Source organism: Candidatus Zixiibacteriota bacterium (assembly GCA_014728145.1).
Lineage (GTDB): Bacteria > Zixibacteria > MSB-5A5 > JAABVY01 > JAABVY01 > WJMC01.
The window spans coordinates 1-17,682 of the sequence record WJMC01000061.1 but is presented as its reverse complement, the minus strand read 5'-3'; the positions used below and the strand labels follow the sequence as shown (position 1 = coordinate 17,682).

Genomic DNA, 17,682 nt, shown 5'->3' with positions numbered 1-17,682 from the left:
GACCAATATATTTAACCTGCGAAAGGACTGCAAAATGCGTGAAATGCTGGATCTGACACTGGAGGAAGCCCGCGCCCGGCTTCTGCAGGTGGTTAACGACAAAGCTGTCTTCAAAGGGGAGTTTATCCTGGCCTCGGGCGCAAAATCGAATTACTACATTGACGGCAAGTACACATCTCTGATGGCCGAGGGGCTGGCATACTTTGCCAAGGTCGTTTTAGAGATGATTAAGGACGATAATGTTAAATACATCGGCGGACCGACTCTCGGCGCTGATCCGATCATCGGCGGTACGATCGCTATGTCATACCTGTTGGGACGTCCGCTCGATGGGTTTATCGTTCGCAAGGAGCAACGTGACCATGGCCGTATGCGCATGATCGAAGGACCCCTGGCCGAGGGCTCGCGCGTGGTTGTGATCGAGGATGTTACCACCAGCGGGGGATCGGTTCTGAAAGCGATCAAGATGATCGAAGAACAAAAATGCGAAGTCGTTCGGGTAATCTGTCTGGTGGATCGTCTATCCGGTGCCGATGAAAATTTTAAGAAGGCCGGTTATGAATTCACCCCGATTTTCCGTGTCAATGAGCTCGATATCGGGTAAACGCAATCAATCCGAAAACAAATCGTAGTTTCCTTTGGATACAGGGATGTATTTGCGGCTTTCCGGTGTCAGAGAAACCATGGCACCGTCTCCAAGGTACTGCGCGTCGTAACCGCGCCGCCTGAGATCCTCGGCAAATTCAGGAAACCCATGCAGGGTGAAAATCTTTTTAGGGTCAGATTTTTCGACATATTCGAGCAGTTCGTTGTAATCAGCATGATCCGAAAGTGGCAGGGTCAGGTCGGCTGAAGTTCGAAATCGTGATGAGTTGTCGAGAGCCCATCCGGATAAAAAGCAGACACGCTTGCGGTAGATCTTGCGGAACAGGTCGCGGTACTTTTTGAAATAGGGAGGGAAGACAACGACCTTGCCCTTGTAATCCTGTTTACCGAGTGGAAACAGGTTTTCGAATTTGACACCGCATTTCTCGTATAACTTGCAGAACTTGTAAACATTGTCCTCGGCATAGACTTCAAACCCGAAATCTCCCAGGACCTTGACCGCTTCCTGGGATTTGCCCAATGAATAAGCTAAGATGACCGGAACCTGATTGGAGAGAAGGCATTTCTGCACGAAACTAATCAACTGGTCGATCACCCGATCTCGCCGGGGGAAAACATACTGCTTGCTCCCATAGGTCGATTCCATGATCAGGATGTCGGATTTGAGTACGTCCCCGACCGGGGCTGTGACACCTCGCTGAAGTTTGAAATCTCCGGTGTAAACTATCTTCAGGTCACCGGCGGTAAGCCTGATCTGCGCGCCACCCAGGATATGTCCCGAAGGGCGCAGTTCGATTTCGAAACCATTCAGTTTTGTCTTCTGGCGATAGCCCAGTGCGCGTGTGGCTGGTTTCTTGTAACGCTGACGAAAAAACAGGATAGTCTCCGGTGTCGCCAGTATCTTGCCGTGGTTGGCGATATGGTCTGTATGGGCATGGGAGACAAATGAGTACTCCGCCTTGCGGTGAGCGTCGAGTAGAAACTCCAGCCCCTCGATCTCTATGCCGTTGTTGAAAGTCAGGTTCATAGAATATGTTTAGAACTTGTAGCCGATTTTTCTCAGGAATTCTTTGCGGACCTTGATATTCTCTTCTGATTCGACACCTACCGGCGAGAAGCCGTCGATCACCCCCAGAACACCTTTGCCCTGTTCCGATTCAGCTACTACGACCTCGACCGGATTAGCGGTGGCGCAGAAGATCCTGCAGACTTCGGGACAGAGCTTGACCTGGTTCAAGACCGTGATCGGGAAAACATTGCCGAGCAAAATTAAAAAACTGTGACCGCACCCGATGTTTTTCATATTCTCGACTGCAAGTTTAGTTAAATCTTCGTCGGTGCCCGAAAAGCGCACCAGGCGTTCCTGTGAGGCTTCACAGAAAGCCAGACCGAATTTGATCCCCGGTACCGCGCCGACCAGGATTTCGTGCAGGTCCTCCACGGTTTTTATGAAATGAGTCATGCCGAAGATAATATTGACTTCTTCCGGCTTTTCGATTTTCACCAGCGATGTATTCATGATAACTCCTTTTCTGAACGCTTTTCCGTGACAGGCTTAAATTACTATTCCGGGTAGATAATTTCAACCGAATTCAGGCTGTCGCCGACGACTAAATTATCGCCCAGGTGCATACCCGAGATGACCTGCCCGAAGGCTGTATAACGCCCGTTCAGGTGAGGCTGGGCACAATGACAGATGAAGAACTGGCTGCCCCCGGTGTCCTTACCGGCATGGGCCATGCCAACTGTTCCGCGTTCGTAGTTTTTGCGGTTGAATTCGGAACGAATCGTATATCCGGGACCACCCATCCCGGTGCCGGTCGGATCACCATCCTGGATCACGAAACTCGGTACCACCCGGTGGAAGATCGAATTGTCAAAATAGCCGGATTCGGCCAGTTCGATGAAACTCGCAACTGTTTTTGGAGCAAGATTCGGTAAAAGCCTGACTTTGATACGGCTTTTAGTGGTATTCAGGACAGCGATCGGGTTGGAGGCATATTTCTTGTAGTACTTGGCGTAAGTCTCAGCAGTTATGTCCGTGTTGAAATAGCCCAGTTGATCTGATAAATCCTGACCTATTTTAGCGTAAGCTTCGATGGCCAGCTTTCGGACCGCACGATGATCGTCATTTATTGCCAGCTCAAACAGTATCTCAGCTTCTTCATCTACAAAACTTGAATCAGCAATCCATTCGCGTAGAGAATAGGCGATTCCGAACCGCAGATCGAGGTTGTCAGTACCGGCGGTAGTGTAGATATCTTCGATCTGTTCGATGAATTCAGACAGCTGACGGCGCGAGACAATATCCACACCGGTCAGGATTACCGCTAATGAGCTGTCCGCCAGCGCTCCGGTAATGTATTGTTTGAGGTTGGCATGATCGACCGCGTTTAGGCTCGAAAGTGCAGATGCTCTGACCCGCGGATCGGGATCGGCGATCAGCTTTAGCAGAATTTGCGAGGCCTCCCGACTTTTGACAGATTGCATTGCCTCGGCTGTTTTCATACGCACATACCAGCTGACCTGGTCGGGATCGAGCGCGATATTGTCGAGCAAAGTCCTGTCGCCCAACCGTGCCAGTGCATCGATGGCCGCGCCTTTAAGGTAAGCATCATCATGTTGTAGAAACGGCCTTATTCTTGGGATCAGGGCGTCGATTTTGAGCTGGGCGATAGCGTCCATGGCTGAGGCTGTCACGAGCGGATGTTCGCTGTCCGAGAGCAGGTTTAAAAGCGCTTTGATCGCTTTTTTGCTTCCGACTTTTTTGATTGCGCCAATCATGCTGGCCTTGGCCTGCCAGTCGGACTCGCGCGCCAGTGCCTCGGTCAGCTTGATCAGCGCACCCGAGTCGCTCATCGCCCCCAGCGCTTTGGCCGCTACCCTGCGGATTTCGGGTACCGTGTCGCGCAGAACGAAACGCATCCTGACCGCCGCCTCGGAATCGGCCAGACGGCTCAGGGCATAGACCGCCTCGTATTCGACCTCGATAATCGAATCACGGGAGAGCTCGATAAGCCGTTGTACAGCGGTGTCGGCTTCAGCACGCCAGAGTCCCTCGCAGGCCCGCGCGCGGATTTCCGGCAGGCTGTCATAGGAGAGCTTCATCAATTGCTTCACGGCATTCTCTCCGCCCAGCTTACCGAGCGCGACAATCGCTTCGTTGCGGATTTCGGGATTTTCAGATTCAGTCAGAGGAATCAGTTTTTCAGCATACAGGCTGTCGCCCGCCAGCCCCAGGGCAAAGATCGCTTCCAGCACAACCATAGGGTGATCATCGCTCAGAAGTTCGCTGATATGGGATGAAGCTCCCTCGGCCTCTATCATCGCCAGGGCGTAGGCCGCGCGAGCGCGCACAATCGGTTTTTCATCATCCAGGTACTCGAAAAGAAGCGGGTCGGCCTGGCGACGATCTTCCCAGATCGCAATTTTTACTAACTTTCCGCCCTCGATTTTCTGCTTCTTTTCACCCCCGCAGGAGAATGCAAGAGAAAATATTCCCAAAACAAAAGCAAACAATATTATCTTTTTCATAAATCAATCCCTCTCCCAAGTTAGTCATCGTGAATTTAAGCAGAAACCGCTCAAATTCAAGTTTTAACTTTAGCGGCATGGGCATAAATGATCTGAACTCAATAGTTGAGAAACTGCTTGACAGAATTGACGTATACTGCTAACTTTGAAGTAGATCTGCACAGCCAGCGAGTCATCAACCGCGCAGGTCCAATGGAAATTGTCCGCGAAACAGAAGTTATTTGAAAAACAAATATATCAACCGGCGGGCCAGGTTTTATCCTTCCAGGTGGCCAAAAACCAGCCTGATCAATCAGCCGCTTGAAAACGCCACGATTGTAACGCCTGTGCTGCCGGAAAATGTCCGTGAGTTCAGTTTGCCGTGCATTTATTCTGTCTCCGGTCTACGGTAACCGGGAAAATGTCTTCAGGAAGATTTCAGTGTGCGGTGCTAATAGGGATCTTGTACTGAACTTGACCGCAGTTGAAACTGCCCACGGTCACTAAATAGAGAGTCCCCATGAGACCATAAAAGGGCAGAGCGGTAAGGTTAGGACGGGCTTCCGGCAAGAGCGTGATGTGACATGGATACCTGTCTGTCTTCAGTAGATATCTGAGGATCAATTCCAGTCCGGTGCGGATTGCCACTCTCCCATACGATGAGGACGAGAGCAAACCGATTCACCTTTAGACCGATTCATTGCCGGCCCGCCGAGTTGATTCTATTATGACTTTGTTATTCCAATTCTGTATGTAGTGACTGCTATAACTAGACCTGCCTGGAATTATCTCAAAGCTTCTGCGGTCTCAGCGATAACTGCATTCTTGAGTCGGCATACATGAGCAAAGACAATCAATCGGCCACCTGATTCATCACCATTCCAGCCGGTATAATCTACAAAATCGGAGCTAAAGGGAGGCCACCGCGATTGACACGGACGAGCGCGTCACTGGCAGTCGGGATATCGATTTCGATTATTATGGTGTCGCCGATTTCATAGTCCGTCCGATCGGTCCGAATGGCGAATTGGGTCGGCACAGGAGGATTCGGTTTAAGCACAATCTTCGAACTATCCGCCCCCATCCCGATACGGATATAGGTCATGCCGTTATAAAGATCGGTGTCGAGATGAATCTCGTATATCCCACTGCCCACAGAATTGTCATCGGAATCGGTCTGATCCCACAAGATTGAATAAGTTCCCGCCTCGACCGAATCATCGAACAGCGTGACAAGATAGATTTCATCGGAATCATTCGATGAACAGCCCCAGATAAGTACGGCAGTCATCAATAACAGCACGGTATTTCTGAACATACTGTAAATATATCGATATCGTAGTTATAGTAAAGTGGAATCTCGCGCGATCTCTGACTGCAAGTGTGTCAAAACAGAAGAATCAACCGATTTTGTCCAGGATGCTTTCGAGATCCTTGGTTTTGAATGGACGTGGCAGATAGAAATCGGCTTTGTCGCGAACTGCCAGCGACTGTGTCATCTCTGAGTTCCGCGTTGAAACGATTGCAACCCTGGTGTCGGGATGATTTTGTTTGACATACTTCAGCAGTGTAAAACCGGAAATCTTGGGCATGCGGGAATCGGCGATGACCAGGTGGAAGCTGTCATTGTTGAGCAGGTCGATCGCTTCCTCACCATTTTCGGCGGTGGAGTAATCGACATCGAAGATCTCGATCATATCCGCCAGGCATTCCGCCATCTTACGATCGTCATCAACTATAAGTACTTTCTTGGACCTGTGGCGGCGAACCATATTTATCCCCTGCTTAGATGAGCGTTGTATATATTGTATCGTCATATAATAATATCTATTTATCAGTACATATTGTGTTTTATGGGGTATTAAGGGAGTACGGGAGCATTAAAAAGGTTGCGTCAGCATTAAATTTGCCTAAATTTACTTGTTCTCGATAGTAACAGAAAGTTTATATAATGGGTAGATTATGAAAGCAAATCTATACATAAAAAATATCGGATACCTTCTGACCTGCCGTCCGGCTGGATCGCTGCCCCTCACCGGCAACAATCTGGGAAAGCTGGAGATTATCGAGGATGGTGCTTTAGCCTGCGCCGGTGATAAAATCGTCGAGGCAGGAAAAACTGCCGAACTCGATCAAAAGATTGAGTTGAGTGATAAGTGCCGGATTATAGACGCCCGCGGACGAGTGGTCACTCCCGGCCTGATCGATCCGCATACTCATCCAGTGTTTGCCAAGACCCGCGAGGATGAGTTCGAGATGCGTAACCTGGGTAAATCCTATATGGAAATCGCCGAGGCGGGAGGCGGGATACGAAACTCAACCCGTACGTTGCGCGAGACTCCCAAAGACAAGCTCTATGAAAATTCGCTGAAGTACCTGGATAAATTCCTGCAATACGGGACAACCACGATCGAGGCCAAGTCCGGTTACGGTCTGACTACTGCCGATGAGATCAAGCAGTTGGAGGTTATCAGGGACTTGAATCAAAACCATGCGCTTGATCTGGTGCCGACTTTTCTGGGTGCGCATGAGGTTCCCGATGAGTACCGTCAGGACAAGTCCGGTTATGTCGATCTGGTCGTAAACGAGATGATTCCTGCCGTGGCCGAAGCCGAGCTGGCTGTTTTTTCGGATGTATTTTGTGAAAAAGGTGTATTCGAGCTGGCTGAATCGGAGACTATTCAGTCTGCCGCCAAAGAACATGGTTTGATGCTCAAATTCCACGCCGATGAAATCGTAAATTTGGGTGGCGCGCAACTGGCGGCCAGGCTGGGCGCGGTATCAGCCGATCACCTTGTGTATATCTCGGAGGAGGGGATCGAGGCGATGGCGCGCGCGAACACGATTGCGGTGCTTTTGCCGGGGACATCGTTTTATCTCGATCTGGGCGACTACGCTCCGGCCCGGAGGATGGTGGAGGCTGGAGTCCCGATCGCGCTTTCGACGGATTTCAATCCAGGCAGTTCGGTCACAGTTTCGCTTCAGATGATTATGACCCTGGCGGCCAACAAGCTCAAGCTGACAGCTTCTGAGATTCTTAACGCGGTCACGATCAATTCCGCCTGCGCCCTCAAAATCGAGGACAAAGTCGGTTCTCTGGAGCCGGGTAAACAGGCCGATATATTGATCTGGGAGGCGGAAAATGTGCGCCAGTTGCCCTATTTTTACGGCCTCAACCAGGTTCTGGTGACGATCAAAAATGGTCGAATTGTTTACGAGGTTGCTGGAACGAAATAAACCGACCGATATTATAAATAGGTGAGGTTGATAACTTTGAAAGCAGTTTCTCTCATTATATCGGCGTTACTTATAGCAGGGCTGTCATGCGGACCGTACTCGTTTTCCGGCTCATCTCTGGGGGGGATTGAATCGGTTTATGTTCCGATTATTGCCAATGAGACGATCGAATACGGTTTGGGAGAGGAACTGACCGAGAAAATAACCTCGGCTTTTGTGGCCGACAACAGCCTCAAGGTGGTGGATGAGGAGGCTGCATCCGCTATTATCAGTGGCAAAGTAATTTCGTACGAAAGGTCACCTTATACGTATAACAAGCAGGAACAGGTCCAGGAGTACAAGGTCGATGTCGCGGTTCAGATAAAATTCCAGAAAGCCGATGGCAGCCTGATCTGGGAGGAAAATCAGATCAGCTCTTTTGGTGTTTTCTCAGCTGACAGTGAAACCGAAGAAGAAGGCAAGACCAAAGCCCTGGAGAAACTGGCCGAGATTATAGTTAATAAAACGGTAAGAAACTGGTAAATCAAAATAGATCATAAGCAAAGGAAATCTTGATGAGAAAGCATGCACTGATCGGTATCACTGCGGCCGCGCTTCTACTCGCGGTTTTCAGCTCGAACCTGTTTGCCATAAATTCCAAGGCCGGAACCTCTGCCTACAGTTTTTTAAAGATCGGCGTGGGGGCCCGCGCGGTAGCTATGGGCAACGCTTATGTTGGGATGGTTGATGATGAATCGGCGATATATTACAATCCGGCCGGTATGCTGGGGTTGTCCGGTTACGCGCTTTCCTCGGGCTATCATAATTACCTGGCTGATATCCAGGGCGGTTACCTGAGCGCTGTTTTGCCCTGGGGGGAGAAACGCAAGGTCGGTTTCGCGATCAATTACCTCAATTTCGGAGACACACCCTTGACGGATAAGTCGGGTGAGGTGCTGGGAAATTTCGGCGGAGGCGATCTGGCGCTTTCAGCCGCTTTTGCACAACCATTGAGCGAACGGCTCTATTTCGGTCTGGGCACGAAATTCATAGTCGAAACGATCGATTCCTTCAGTTCTACCGGTTTAGCGCTCGATATCGGCTTCCAGTACAACCTGCCCGATGAGCATACTCGTCTGGGTCTCTCCGCTACCAATCTCGGTTTCCAGCTTTCGGGGCTGTCCGAAGAACATAAAGATCCGCTTCCGATCATGATCAAGGCCGGAGTGGCTCACAGGATGCATAACGCTCCTTTCAACGTTGTCGCCGATGTCGGTAAGGCCAGCGACAACGATTTCTTTGCCGGTGGCGGTGTGGAATTCATTGGAGTTGAAAAACTTCGCCTGCGAGCCGGATACAATACAATCGGATCGGACTACAAGACCGGCGGGGACAATGAAAGCCTGGCTGGAATATCATTTGGCCTGGGGCTTATGCTGAAGAAATTCTCGTTTGATTATGCCTATGTGCCCTATGCCGACCTGGGCAATTCTCACCGGATATATATCGCGCGCAGATGGTAGGTTGAACGGGGGGGATATGGTTCGAAAACTGCTGGCAGTCGCTGTAATCTCAGCTTTGGTAACCTGGGTTGCCTGTGAATCGGAAACAGGCCCCAAGGATACAGTGCTGGAGTTCATCAATCAATTGCGTAGTGACCAGTCTTTTGATCTGGATGATTACCTGGATCTCAATCAATTGGTGCGCGAAAATGTGCCCAATTTGTATCTCTACGATACCACTCTGACAATCCAGCAGAATATAGCCGAGTACAAGAAATTGTTTGCTCCGGATGGGCGCATACGCAGGCTCTGGACCGAAAAACAGATCGTGATCGGTGAAACCGAGATGCTGGGTGATACGGCCTACGTCGAAGTCTCATTCATTGACCGCCAGACCCGCAAACAATATTACAATAAGTGGGGCTTGCGTTTGACCGACCAGGACTGGATTATCTTCGCCTTTAAGCTTCTCTGAAGAATCACTTCAGTATAGTTAATAATTGATAGCATACAGGACAATTTATACCTCTTTAGAAATACCCTATTCATACCCTTATTTTTTGAATTAAGAGAGTTAATGCTTTTTTAATGCGATGTATAGTAGTAAGTTATATCGCACTCTGGGGTTTCATGGATTTTTATCAAAAATGGGTATGAATACAGGGACTGTTATCAAGATAAACAAGGGTTCCGGCTACGGTTTCATCCGCGGTGATGAGGATGGCCGGGAAATCTTTTTCCATCAGCGCTGGTTAAAACTCGTTAAATTCCGCGATATTCGCGAGGGTTCGCGGATGGTGTTCGATATTCATGAAAGTCAGCGTGGTCCTCGTGCGGTCAACCTTCGCTTTGCGCCAGAGGATGAAAGCTTCTCCAAAAATATGACGACCGGCTCGCGTATAAAACGTCGCCGTTGATTCTAATCCGATATTTTATGTTTTTTGGGTTTTGAAAAACAGCTTCCCGGTAGTATCTAAAATGATATGAAATTCTGCTGTATCGATACCGAGACTACCGGGCTGTTTGTCGCCTATGGTGATCGGATTTGTGAGATCGCTTTGATCGATTTTGATCGCCGTTTCAGGCGGACAGCCGTGTTCTCCGGTTTGGTTGATCCCCGGCGAAAGATATCTGCCGGCGCTTATGAAGTCAATCGCATTGAAGCAGAGGAGCTTCGGGGCGCGCCCAAATTCTCGGAAGTGGCTGAAGAGGTACTTGACCTTGTTACAGGCCGGATCCTGGTCGGCCACAATGTTCATTTCGATTACGATTTTCTGAAAAACGAGATGCGTTTACAAAACCGTAAATTCGAGCTCGAGGCTATGATAGATACGGTCGAGGTCGCGCGTGACCTGGTGGTTTCGAATTCATACGGGCTGGGGATACTGTTGCGCTTGTTCGATATAGTGCCGGAAAACCGTCATCGCGCACTGGGCGACTGCCGGGCGACATTCGAGCTGTTTAAGAAGCTCTACTTGATTTACACCGACAAGTTCAGTGACAACCTGGTTGAGTTCGTGCGTCGTTACGGCCGTCATCCGGAGGACGCCGTCTCTGTGTTACCGGACTGGCTTAAAATCGCCCTGGCAGAAAAGAGCGAAATTGAGATCGTCTACACCAGCCGTGGGAAAAGTTCGGGCAGGCGGAAAATCAAGCCCATCAGCGTGTACTCTGCAATGGGACGCACATATCTCGAAGCATATTGTCATCTGCGCAACAGCCGTCGCACTTTTCTAGTCCAGAGAATCGAAAAGCCCCGATAAGCCGCTCTAACAATCATCGGTCACTCTATTTTTCGGGAGTCGTTTTATTCTTCAGCCTGATTTGTTTGTGAGTGAGAGACAATGATTTATGTATTAATAACTTCTTAATTTTGGATTGAACGAAGTGCTTTCAAAAACGTCTCTAAGTGAAAAAAATCTCTTGCTTTTCGCAGGTGATTGGGCTATAATCAATTTTTCGAACGAGATAAGGAAGATAATCTGGTTCAAGCGTTTACTGGGAAAATAATAACACTGGTATATGGGAGGTATATATATGTTTAAGCTTTTACGCCTGGGAATCTACACAGCGTCTGTACTGGTTTTGGCGCTTCTGTTTGCCTGCGAAGGTGATACTGGTCCGCAGGGACCGCAGGGTGATCCGGGTGAACCGGGCGAACCGGGTGAAGATCTGGCGGCGGGTGTGCCTGAGGATTTTTATTTTTCTGTGGCTTTGTTCAATGAAGATGACGGCACTGCGAGTAATTATCGCGCCAAGGATTTCGTCCGGGTGACTTTCGATACTTTACAGGAGGCTGATGCCTCTACGGTTGTCGGTGTCAAGCTGGATACTCCGCCTCGTCTCGACGGCGAAGATGGTGATATCGATGAGTGGAGCCCGAATGACGAATTGTACGAAAGCGATGTTGTCCTTGAATCTATTGTGGGAGTCGATAATGAAATCTCCCAGATACAGGTCAGGGCGGCCTATGATGCCGAGTTTATCTATATGTTTTTCATGTGGACCGAAGACAGGGTAATCAATGACATTGACACTGTCTATGAGATCAGCGAAAACCGTCATCCTGAGGAGTGGTTTTACAGGTTTGATGGTTCTGAAGGTGATTTCAACCAGGAAGGCGTCGAGGATCGTCTGTGGGTAATGTTTATCACCGGCGATTATGTTCCTACCGAGTCTGATAACCTTCTGGAAGGTGGTCTGGGTACTGCCAGTTTCGGCTCCGATGTCAGAATCGATGTTTGGGATTGGCGCGCTGGTGCGACCGACCTGGTCGGTTTCGCCGATGATGCTTATATGGTTTACTCCGGTGGAAGCCTGGGAGCCATAACCGGTGATGCCGGCGGTGCCTGCTACATGGAGAACAACAATAATGGCGAACCGATCTGGATGCATTTCTATGATCCCAATTACGATGCCGATTATCCATTCTGGCTTCGTGATGCGGTTATGCTGGCAGACACCTCGAGCTTTACCAGTTCAGCCACGATCCCGGGTTATGTTTCGTTGGTGCCTTATGGTGATCGCGGACAGGTCTTCAGCGGTTCGAGTTACTTCCTTCTTGCAGGTTTGGAAAAATGGGCTGTTGAGCTCAAACGAATTCGCAGAACCGGCAGTGGCAATGACAGGCAGTTTTAGGAGGTGGCGATGCGCAACTATAAGTTGATTTTAACAATAATTACCGCAATCTTTGTCAGCCTGACTTTTCTCGGTTGCGAGGGCGATACAGGACCCAAGGGCCCCCAGGGACCGGCTGGCGAGGACGGTGCCGATGCCACCCTTGGACCGCCCGATGACAGGGTCTTTGCGCTGGCTGTTTTCAATGGCACCCAGAGAGACCATAACGGTAACAACACAGTTACTTTGACTTTCGATACAACTGCGGTACCCTCCGGTAACGTGGTTGTGGGTAATAAAGTAGACAATCCGCCTGTGGTCGATGGAGTCGACGACGGCAGTGATTTCTGGGGTACAAATATCTCAGCGATCGAAATGAGTCACCAGGCATACGCCGATAATTTCATCGATACATGTTATTTGCGATGTGCATATACTGATTATGCAATCTACTTCCAGTTGAAATGGACAGAAACAGAACAGGGTCAGTACATTGTCGGCGAAGACACCAGCCATCTGCCCTGGTCCTATAACGGTTCGGCGGGTGCATTTGAGCGCCTGCAGGAATTTGAGGACAAAGTGGCGTTATTTTTCCCTCCGGATGAGCCCAAGCAGTTCTGGAAGGATTTCGGTTGTCTGACAGCGTGCCATCTCGGAGACGGTGAACCGGATTATATGCGTTCGACTTCCGGTACAGACCTGATCGATGTCTGGCAGTGGAGCGCCGCTCGTTCGCAGGGAACCGGTATCGGTTTCGACCGTGTTCTTACAAATATCCCATTCAACGGGTTTATTTTCGACGGTGGTGTTTCTCCGCTTTTAAAGAATTATTTAAAGCTTAATGATACCACTGCCGCGGTTCCGACTATGATGCACAAGTACCAGCTGGATAATCCTTCTTATGTCCCTGAAGACCCTATGCTGGAATACTTTGCCGTTCCATTTGTGGATACGCTCGACTGGCAGGATGGGGATATGCTCCCGACCTGGATTCTCCAGCCTCCCTCAGAGGGCAATGACCTGATAATGGCGGAGGGTAAATTCGATAACGGAACCTGGGTGGTCGAATTCTCAAGGATTCGTCGCACCAAGGATATTTACGACGCTAATTTCTGATTACAGATATGATTTTATCTGACCGCCCGTGAATGCGGGCGGTTTTTTTGTGGCAATATCTGCTTGTATTTCAATTATATAGATAATGTCCGATCTAAAATGTCGTAAATTCAAACAATTCAAGCGCTTAAGTTTTGTATTCAATCTGCCGTCAATTACAGTAACATGGCTAAGCGCGGACAACCAAAAAGGGTGGATACGATAATCTTCCTGGTGGAAGATATCGAGCGGTCTGTGAATTTCTATGAGGGAGTCCTCAAGTTCAGCCTCAAGCTGAAATCGCCCACCTGGGCGGAATTCATAATCGGCGATATTCATCTCGCCCTGCATAAGAAGAGCCCGGAAGCTTATGAGCAGAACCTGCCTTCGGGATGTCTGGATGTTTCGGTTCAATTCGAGGTGGACAGGCTCGAGGATCATGTCGCTTTTCTGGAGCTTCACGGGGTGGAGATAATCGGCGGTATAAAGGACCAGCAGTTTGCCCGTTACGCTTTCTTCACCGATCCCGACGGTCATATCCTGGGTCTGCGGGAGTATCATCGTTCGCCCGAAACAGCTTCTTGAATTGGCTTGCCATCGCCTTTTGATTACACTATACTTTCCTCATGGCTACTACTGTCAAAGCGATTTATTTAGATGTCGGCGGACCCCTGGTCGATGATTCAGGTCTCGATGAGTACTGGAACGAACACCTCCTGAGGACCTTGCCTGGTCTGATAGGACGAGAGGTGACATTGGAAGAGATCGAGACAGCCAACCGCCAGTCGATCAGATCATACACTCCCAGCCTGTATTCCGGGACGATCTGGCGTCTTGTACAGCCCGACAAGGAAAAATTCAAGGTGTTGCGTGCCGATTTTGACCGTCTCGACCTCTCGCAGTTTTTCAAGTTGCGTCCCGAGGCCGAGGAGGTCTTAAGCGAACTGTCAATGAAGTACACCCTGGCGATAGCCGCCAACCAGCCACAATCGACTGCTGATTTTCTCGAGCGTCATGGGATAATGAAGCATTTCGCGTTCAGGCAGATGTCGGGAGAACTGCCCTACTCCAAGCCTGATTTTCGATTCTTCATCTATATTGCCGACCAGCTCGGTATCCCCCTGACAGAATCTGTCATGGTGGGTGATCGACAGGACAACGATATCGCTCCCGCCAAAAGACTGCGGATGCGCGCTGTACGCTACCTGACCGGATCACACCGGGAGCAGGAAGTGCGTATGCCGAACGAGATGCCTGACTGTCAGATTAAGTCACTAAAAGAGCTTCCCCGGGCAATAAATGATTTGCTTTCCTGAGAGCTTGATTTAAATTACATTACAGCCCTTGATATTTATTAGAGATGCTTGTCCATTTCGGGAGGGGGATATATGCTTGCCAAGATTCATGCCGCCGCTGTTCTGGGAATCGATGCCTATGTGGTCGATGTCGAGGCCGATATCAGTCCGCAACTGCCGTCGTTTGCGACTGTCGGGTTGCCCGATGGCGCGGTCAAGGAAGCCAAGGAGCGGGTGACCTCGGCTATCAAAAATTCAGATTTTATCTTTCCCAACAAGAAGGTGACTATAAACCTTGCGCCTGCGGATATCCGCAAGGAGGGTTCGGCTTTCGATCTGCCGATTGCGGTCGGAATCCTGGCCGCCACCGGCCAGATCCTGCGCGAGGATTTCTCGGATTACGTGATGGTGGGTGAACTCTCATTGGATGGTACGCTCAAGCCGGTGCCGGGTGTACTGCCGATTGCGATGCAGATCGCCAAACAACAAAATAGATCATTGATCGTTCCCAAAGAGAATGCCAAGGAAGCCGCGATAACGAACAGCCTCAAGGTTTATCCGCTCTCGAACCTGGCTGAGACGGTACGTTTTCTGGAAGATACTGATGATATCAGGCCCTACAAAGTCGATATCGACAAGGTTTTCAACAGCGCGCAGAATTACCCGGTCGATTTCTCCGATGTCAAGGGGCAGGAGGCGGCCAAGCGCGCGCTTGAAATATCTGCCGCCGGGGGTCATAATATCATCATGATCGGCCCGCCCGGGTCGGGCAAAACCATGCTGGCACGACGGCTTCCGACTATACTTCCGTCTCTCTCGATGGAAGAAGCGCTGGAAATCACCAAGATCCATTCGGTGGCCGGACAGCTACCGCCCGATACTGCACTGATCGCCACCCGGCAGTTTCGATCGCCCCATCATAATATTTCCGATGCCGGTCTGATCGGCGGTGGACGGATTCCCAAGCCCGGACAGGTGTCTTTGGCTCATCACGGGGTACTCTTTCTGGATGAGATGCCGGAGTTTCGCAAAGATGTGCTGGAGATGCTGCGACAGCCGATGGAGGATGGCCAGGTGACGATTTCGCGCTCGATGCTGACGCTTACGTACCCCTCACAGTTTATGCTGGTTGGGGCGATGAATCCCTGCCCGTGTGGTTACTACGGTGACGATTCCCATGAGTGCACCTGTCATCCGGGGCAAATCCAGAAGTATATGGCCAAGATATCCGGACCGTTGATGGATCGAATCGATATTCATATCGAGGTGCCCTCGGTCAAGTTCAAAGATCTTGCGGCCGAGCCGAGTGGTGAAAAATCGGAACCTATTCGCGAACGGGTCAATCGTGCCCGCAGGATTCAGCTCGAACGCTTTAAGAATGAAGAGGGTATGTTCTGTAACGCGCATATGGAGTCGAAAGATATTCAGATCATGTGTCAACTTGATGAGAAGTCCAAGAACCTCCTGCGTACGGCAATCACGCGGCTGGGGCTTTCGGCGCGGGCTTATGACCGGATCATCAAGGTCGCCCGTACGATTGCAGACCTGGAACCGGCCGAACAGATCACCTCGGCGCATATTTCCGAAGCGATCCAGTATCGCAGTTTAGACCGGAATTTGTGGATGTGAGGCTTTGTATATTTTAATAAGGTCAGGCACTCGACACTCTTGAGATGTCAGCTTGCAAGTAACCTGGCCTGATGCAGTTTCTACGGTTTAAAAATTTATCTAATTATCATCTTCGTAACAAAATCCTAATCATTTCAATATATCTATATCGTGAAATAGTTCACAGGAAGCGGTTGCGCCGACAAAAATCACCAGCCGCTTTAAATTGTAAAATATAATCCCGTATAGGGGAGTCTCGAATTGAGACTGACATCAAATTGTCGAGCTGTCTTTCAATGGGATTTGAAATAACATCTTTATAGATTTGCGGAGGTAAACTAATGAGTAAAAAAGCAACCATTCTCGTGATCGCTCTGTCCCTTCTGATCCTGATGACCTCGAACGTCCTGGCCTATAAAAAGATCAAGGTCTGGATGCCACAGACACCGGAAATCGAACTGAAGGGTGCCAAAAAAATTGCTATCCTGGATTTCAAACCGCTGAATAACGGTTCGCGCGAAGCCGGCAAGTTCATCGCCGATAAAATGATTGAATACATGCTGACTGAAAACCGCGGGATCCGCGAGATCGAGGGTGGCCTGTTTTCCAGCGATGTCGAAGCCAGGACTTTGATCGAAGGCTTGAGCACCAAGTGTTTCTCGGTTGTTGAGAGAAGCCGTCTGGAATCAGTCCTGGCCGAGCAGTCGATGACGGATATTGGTCTGGTCGATGATGCCGCGGCGGCCAAAATCGGCCAGCTTTTGGGTGTCGATATCATGATTTACGGTGAAGTCTCAGCCTCGTCGGAAGACAAAAACGGCTACGAAACCCGTACCTACAACAGGCGCAAAGTGCAGGTCGGCTGTCTCTACCGCACCGTCACTGTCAATGCCAGTATGCGTGTGGTCGATACCCGTTCGGGTGAGATCCTGGGCGTCAAACGCCTGACCCGTACAGCCGATGATAAATTCTGTGAAGGCGACAACCGTGATATCAGCAGTGTCGGTCAACTGGCCGGTCGCTGTGCCGACAACATGGCCTGGTTCTTTACAAACCAGGTCAATCCATGGTATGCCCTGGGGGAATTCGAACTGGACAAAATCAAAAATAAAGAGTTTAAAGACGATGCCAAGGTTGCGGCTGAAGAGGCTGAGGACCTGGAAATCGATAAAGCCTACGCGCTGTACAACAAGCTTTATCAGGCTGACCCGTATAATCCGAAATTCCTCTACAATATGGGTGTGCTCTATGAAGTGGCCGGTAGTTTCGAGAAAGCCAAGGAGATGTACGACGGTGCGGCGATGCTCAAGGATGAAGACAAATACAAGGAAGCGGCCGAACGAATTGCCAACCGTGTTCGCCTGGTGCCGTTCTACGCCAGCCTGGATATGGCGATCGTGCCTCATGACTTCGAGGCGGCCGCTAAAGATGAAAGCCTTCTGGCCCAGAAAATTACCGTTAAAGGCGGTTCAGGTGACAGAAGAGAAGTCTATGCCGAACCCAGCGAAAGCTCCAATGTCGAAGCTAAAATTCCCGGCGGTGTTCAGCTCGAAGTGATCGAAGCGGACGGTGACTGGTACCTTGTTAAACTGCTGGGGGATAAACAGGGCTATATCCATAAAGATGACTGCGATGACTAATTGATTGTATTGCTGACCGAGTAAATTAGCGGACAGGTGGTTCACCTGTCCGCTAATTTAGTATGTTCAGACCAAAATCGATACAGGTAT

The 17,682-nt window shown here is 49.8% G+C and carries 18 protein-coding genes; 13 read left to right on the top strand and 5 right to left on the bottom strand.

Features of this window, described 5'->3' with window-relative positions:
- The first annotated feature begins 34 nt into the window (after nt 1-34).
- Nucleotides 35-604, top strand: coding sequence for an orotate phosphoribosyltransferase (gene pyrE, locus GF404_03580; protein ID MBD3381260.1), 570 nt, complete (start codon nt 35-37; stop codon nt 602-604).
- Between the two features lie 6 nt (nt 605-610).
- Here the strand turns inward: pyrE and GF404_03575 are convergent, their stop codons facing one another.
- The 5 genes from GF404_03575 to GF404_03555 all read right to left on the bottom strand — a co-directional run bounded on the left by GF404_03575 (nt 611) and on the right by GF404_03555 (nt 5,936).
- A complete protein-coding gene (locus GF404_03575) occupies nt 611-1,633 on the bottom strand; it encodes a hypothetical protein (protein ID MBD3381259.1) in 1,023 nt (340 codons plus the stop codon).
- Between the two features lie 9 nt (nt 1,634-1,642).
- On the bottom strand, nt 1,643-2,125 hold the full coding sequence (locus tag GF404_03570; protein MBD3381258.1) for a hypothetical protein: 483 nt from the start codon (nt 2,123-2,125) through the stop codon (nt 1,643-1,645).
- Between the two features lie 44 nt (nt 2,126-2,169).
- Nucleotides 2,170-4,140, bottom strand: a complete 1,971-nt coding sequence (locus GF404_03565) for a hypothetical protein (protein MBD3381257.1) — start codon at nt 4,138-4,140, stop codon at nt 2,170-2,172.
- 874 nt (nt 4,141-5,014) lie between these two features.
- Complete coding sequence (locus GF404_03560) at nt 5,015-5,410, bottom strand: hypothetical protein (GenBank protein MBD3381256.1); 396 nt, start codon at nt 5,408-5,410, stop codon at nt 5,015-5,017.
- 109 nt (nt 5,411-5,519) lie between these two features.
- The gene (locus GF404_03555) at nt 5,520-5,936 is read right to left on the bottom strand and encodes a response regulator (GenBank protein ID MBD3381255.1); all 417 of its coding nucleotides are present in this window, start codon (nt 5,934-5,936) and stop codon (nt 5,520-5,522) included.
- Between the two features lie 142 nt (nt 5,937-6,078).
- On the opposite strand from GF404_03555, the gene GF404_03550 reads away from it, so the two are divergent.
- From GF404_03550 to GF404_03495, 12 genes are all read left to right on the top strand, one after another.
- Nucleotides 6,079-7,356: an imidazolonepropionase gene (locus GF404_03550; GenBank protein ID MBD3381254.1), complete on the top strand. Its 1,278-nt coding sequence runs from the start codon at nt 6,079-6,081 to the stop codon at nt 7,354-7,356.
- A gap of 21 nt (nt 7,357-7,377) precedes the next feature.
- On the top strand, nt 7,378-7,878 hold the full coding sequence (locus tag GF404_03545; protein ID MBD3381253.1) for a hypothetical protein: 501 nt from the start codon (nt 7,378-7,380) through the stop codon (nt 7,876-7,878).
- A 32-nt stretch (nt 7,879-7,910) separates the two neighbouring features.
- Nucleotides 7,911-8,858 (top strand): PorV/PorQ family protein, encoded by a 948-nt coding sequence (locus GF404_03540; GenBank protein MBD3381252.1) that lies wholly within the window; start codon nt 7,911-7,913, stop codon nt 8,856-8,858.
- 16 nt (nt 8,859-8,874) lie between these two features.
- On the top strand, nt 8,875-9,312 hold the full coding sequence (locus GF404_03535; GenBank protein ID MBD3381251.1) for a hypothetical protein: 438 nt from the start codon (nt 8,875-8,877) through the stop codon (nt 9,310-9,312).
- A 118-nt stretch (nt 9,313-9,430) separates the two neighbouring features.
- On the top strand, nt 9,431-9,754 hold the full coding sequence (locus tag GF404_03530; protein MBD3381250.1) for a hypothetical protein: 324 nt from the start codon (nt 9,431-9,433) through the stop codon (nt 9,752-9,754).
- A gap of 66 nt (nt 9,755-9,820) precedes the next feature.
- On the top strand, nt 9,821-10,600 hold the full coding sequence (locus GF404_03525) for a WYL domain-containing protein (GenBank protein MBD3381249.1): 780 nt from the start codon (nt 9,821-9,823) through the stop codon (nt 10,598-10,600).
- A gap of 274 nt (nt 10,601-10,874) precedes the next feature.
- The gene (locus tag GF404_03520; GenBank protein MBD3381248.1) at nt 10,875-11,975 is read left to right on the top strand and encodes a hypothetical protein; all 1,101 of its coding nucleotides are present in this window, start codon (nt 10,875-10,877) and stop codon (nt 11,973-11,975) included.
- Nucleotides 11,976-11,984: 9 nt separating this feature from the next.
- Entirely contained in the window at nt 11,985-13,070 is a 1,086-nt protein-coding gene (locus GF404_03515; protein MBD3381247.1) for a hypothetical protein, read from the top strand.
- A gap of 165 nt (nt 13,071-13,235) precedes the next feature.
- Nucleotides 13,236-13,634 carry a hypothetical protein gene (locus GF404_03510; GenBank protein ID MBD3381246.1) on the top strand — a complete coding sequence of 133 codons (399 nt, stop codon included), beginning with the start codon at nt 13,236-13,238 and terminating at the stop codon, nt 13,632-13,634.
- Nucleotides 13,635-13,675: 41 nt separating this feature from the next.
- A complete protein-coding gene (locus GF404_03505) occupies nt 13,676-14,365 on the top strand; it encodes an HAD-IA family hydrolase (protein ID MBD3381245.1) in 690 nt (229 codons plus the stop codon).
- A 72-nt stretch (nt 14,366-14,437) separates the two neighbouring features.
- Nucleotides 14,438-15,973 (top strand): YifB family Mg chelatase-like AAA ATPase, encoded by a 1,536-nt coding sequence (locus GF404_03500; GenBank protein ID MBD3381244.1) that lies wholly within the window; start codon nt 14,438-14,440, stop codon nt 15,971-15,973.
- 320 nt (nt 15,974-16,293) lie between these two features.
- Nucleotides 16,294-17,592 carry an SH3 domain-containing protein gene (locus GF404_03495; GenBank protein MBD3381243.1) on the top strand — a complete coding sequence of 433 codons (1,299 nt, stop codon included), beginning with the start codon at nt 16,294-16,296 and terminating at the stop codon, nt 17,590-17,592.
- Nucleotides 17,593-17,682 lie beyond the last annotated feature (90 nt).